Source organism: Mesorhizobium sp. M5C.F.Ca.IN.020.32.2.1, from assembly GCF_004023105.1.
In the GTDB taxonomy this organism is placed as follows: domain Bacteria; phylum Pseudomonadota; class Alphaproteobacteria; order Rhizobiales; family Rhizobiaceae; genus Mesorhizobium; species Mesorhizobium wenxiniae.
Map to the genome: position 1 here is coordinate 1 of NZ_RZSX01000991.1, position 2,145 is coordinate 2,145.

4 protein-coding genes and 1 pseudogene are annotated in these 2,145 nt (G+C 61.8%); all 5 read left to right on the plus strand.

The annotated features are described in order from the left end of the window. Nucleotides 1-231, plus strand: a pseudogene (locus tag EOA86_RS31895) (phosphoenolpyruvate carboxykinase (ATP)); the annotation flags it as partial. Nucleotides 232-335: 104 nt separating this feature from the next. After that, nucleotides 336-773: an alternative ribosome rescue aminoacyl-tRNA hydrolase ArfB gene (arfB, locus tag EOA86_RS31900; RefSeq protein WP_077374749.1), complete on the plus strand. Its 438-nt coding sequence runs from the start codon at nucleotides 336-338 to the stop codon at nucleotides 771-773. A gap of 169 nt (nucleotides 774-942) precedes the next feature. Then, nucleotides 943-1,188, plus strand: coding sequence for a hypothetical protein (locus EOA86_RS41600; RefSeq protein ID WP_348633376.1), 246 nt, complete (start codon nucleotides 943-945; stop codon nucleotides 1,186-1,188). Next, a complete protein-coding gene (locus EOA86_RS41605; protein ID WP_348633377.1) occupies nucleotides 1,175-1,357 on the plus strand; it encodes a LysM peptidoglycan-binding domain-containing protein in 183 nt (60 codons plus the stop codon). The genes EOA86_RS41600 and EOA86_RS41605 overlap by 14 nt, the downstream gene beginning before the upstream one ends. 191 nt (nucleotides 1,358-1,548) lie before the next feature. Further along, nucleotides 1,549-2,145: alpha-ketoglutarate-dependent dioxygenase AlkB (locus EOA86_RS31910; protein ID WP_164892196.1), on the plus strand; the 597-nt coding region annotated here is incomplete at its 3' end.

Genomic DNA, 2,145 nt, shown 5'->3' on the forward strand with positions numbered 1-2,145 from the left:
GGGGCCGGTTTCCGGACCGACGCCAATTTTGGTTTCGATGTGCCGGTGGCGGTTGCCGGCGTCGACCGCGCCATTCTCGATCCGAGATCGACCTGGGCCGATACATCAGCCTACGACCTGCAGGCGGCGAGGCTGGTCGGGATGTTCGCGATCAATTTCGAAAAATTCGAACCTCATGTCGACGCCATTGTGCTCGGCGCCGCGCCGCGCATGCGCGAAGCCGCGGAATAATCGCCGGCTGGATATCTGCACCTCAAGGCCCGGACCGGGATCGGGAAGGCCCGACCCGGGGATCGGGCCTTTTCTTTTTTCGTTTGCCGCGCCATGACTGCGGCATGAACGCCGACGACAAGATCATCATTGCCGACGATGCGGTGATCCATCCGGATGACCTGCACGAGGACTTCATCCGTTCGTCCGGCCCTGGCGGTCAGAACGTCAACAAGGTGGCGACGGCGGTGCAATTGCGCTTCGATGCGGCGAATGCACCGGGCCTGTCGGAGCGCGTCCGCGAGCGAACCATAAAGCTGGCCGGCCAACGCGCCACCAAGGACGGCGTCATCGTCATCGAGGCCGGACGCTTCCGCACGCAAGAGCAGAACCGGGCGGACGCCCGGGCGCGGCTTGCGGAACTGGTCGCCAAGGCCGCCGAACCGCCGCCGCCGCCGCGCAAGAAGACGAGGCCGTCGAAAGGCGCGGTCGAAAGGCGGCTGAAGACCAAGGCTGGACGCGGAACAATCAAGAAACTGCGTGGCCGGGTGGACGACGATTAGAGCGACGTACGTCCACTTGGACGCACAAAATACGCCTGACATTTTGTATCCACATCGTGCTTTTCGAAAATCGATGCGGCAGGCGCGACATCGATCGCGCGGTCGACGGCTTCCAATTCAAGGTTGCAGGTGGCAAGTTTGGTATTCGCCACAGCAAGGGAGACCACAGATGGGCATGTTTGATTTCGTCAAGGGCGTCGGCAAGAAGCTCGGCTTCGGCGACGATGAGCCGGAGCCGACCGCCGATACGCTCAAGAAGGAACTCGATTCGCACGCGCTCGGCACAGACAATGTCGAAGTCGTCGTCAAAGGCGATACGGCTGTCCTGAAAGGCGTGGGTCAAGGATCAATCGATCTTCGAAAGCCGTCATCGCCGTTGGCAATACGCTGGCGTGTCCAAGGTGCAGGCGGATGAATTGCAAGTCGCCGCACCCGAATCCGGCACACCCGCTGCCCCGGCCAAGGAACCGACCTCCTACACGGTCAAGAAAGGCGACAACCTCTGGAAGATCGCCGAAAGAGCTACGGCAAGGGCAAGTGTGCGAAGAACACGATCATTTTCGATGCCAACAAGCCGATGCTGATCCATCCGGACAAGATTTATCCGGGCAGGTCCGGCGCATACCGGATCTCGACCAGGCCTGACCAGATCGGGCCTGACCAGATCGGGCCTGACCAGATCGGCGACGGCCAATCGACAACGGCGGCTTTCGGGTCGCCGTTTTCATTTGATGGTGGCATTCTGATTCTTTGCAGACCAACGGATCAAGCGACCATGCTCGTTCTGCCCAAAGGCGTCCGCCATATGCCCGGCTATCTGTCCCGCGCGGTGCAGGAAGCGCTGGTCGAGGATGTGAGAGGGGTCGTGCAGGAGGCCCCCTTGTTTGTGCCGGCCATGCCGCGCACCGGCAAGGAGATGAGCGTGCGCATGACCAATTGCGGTTCGCTCGGCTGGGTCACCGATAAGGAGGGCTATCGCTACCAACCGACGCACCCGGTGACCGGAATGCCCTGGCCGCCGATCCCGGACGTGCTGCTGGAGCTGTGGCGGGACGTGTCTGCCTATTCCCATCCGCCGGAGGCATGCCTGGTCAATTTCTATTCGCCGGACGCGAAGATGGGCCTCCATCAAGACCGCGACGAGATCGATTTCTCCGCGCCGGTCGTCTCCGTTTCACTGGGCGACGATTGCCTGTTCAGGGTCGGCCAGACCACGCGCGAAGGCGGCACCAAATCGTTCAAGCTGAAAAGCGGCGATGTCGTCGTGCTTGGCGGCGAAGGCCGCCTCTGTTTTCACGGCGTCGATCGCATCTATCCATCGACCTCGGCATTGCTGAAGAACGGCGGGCGGATCAACCTGACCCTGAGACGG

Coding starts and splice junctions, on each gene's coding strand:
- arfB (WP_077374749.1), top strand. CDS start 336: ATGAACGCCGACGACAAGATCATCATTGCCGACGATGCGGTGATCCAT.
- EOA86_RS41600 (WP_348633376.1), top strand. CDS start 943: ATGGGCATGTTTGATTTCGTCAAGGGCGTCGGCAAGAAGCTCGGCTTC.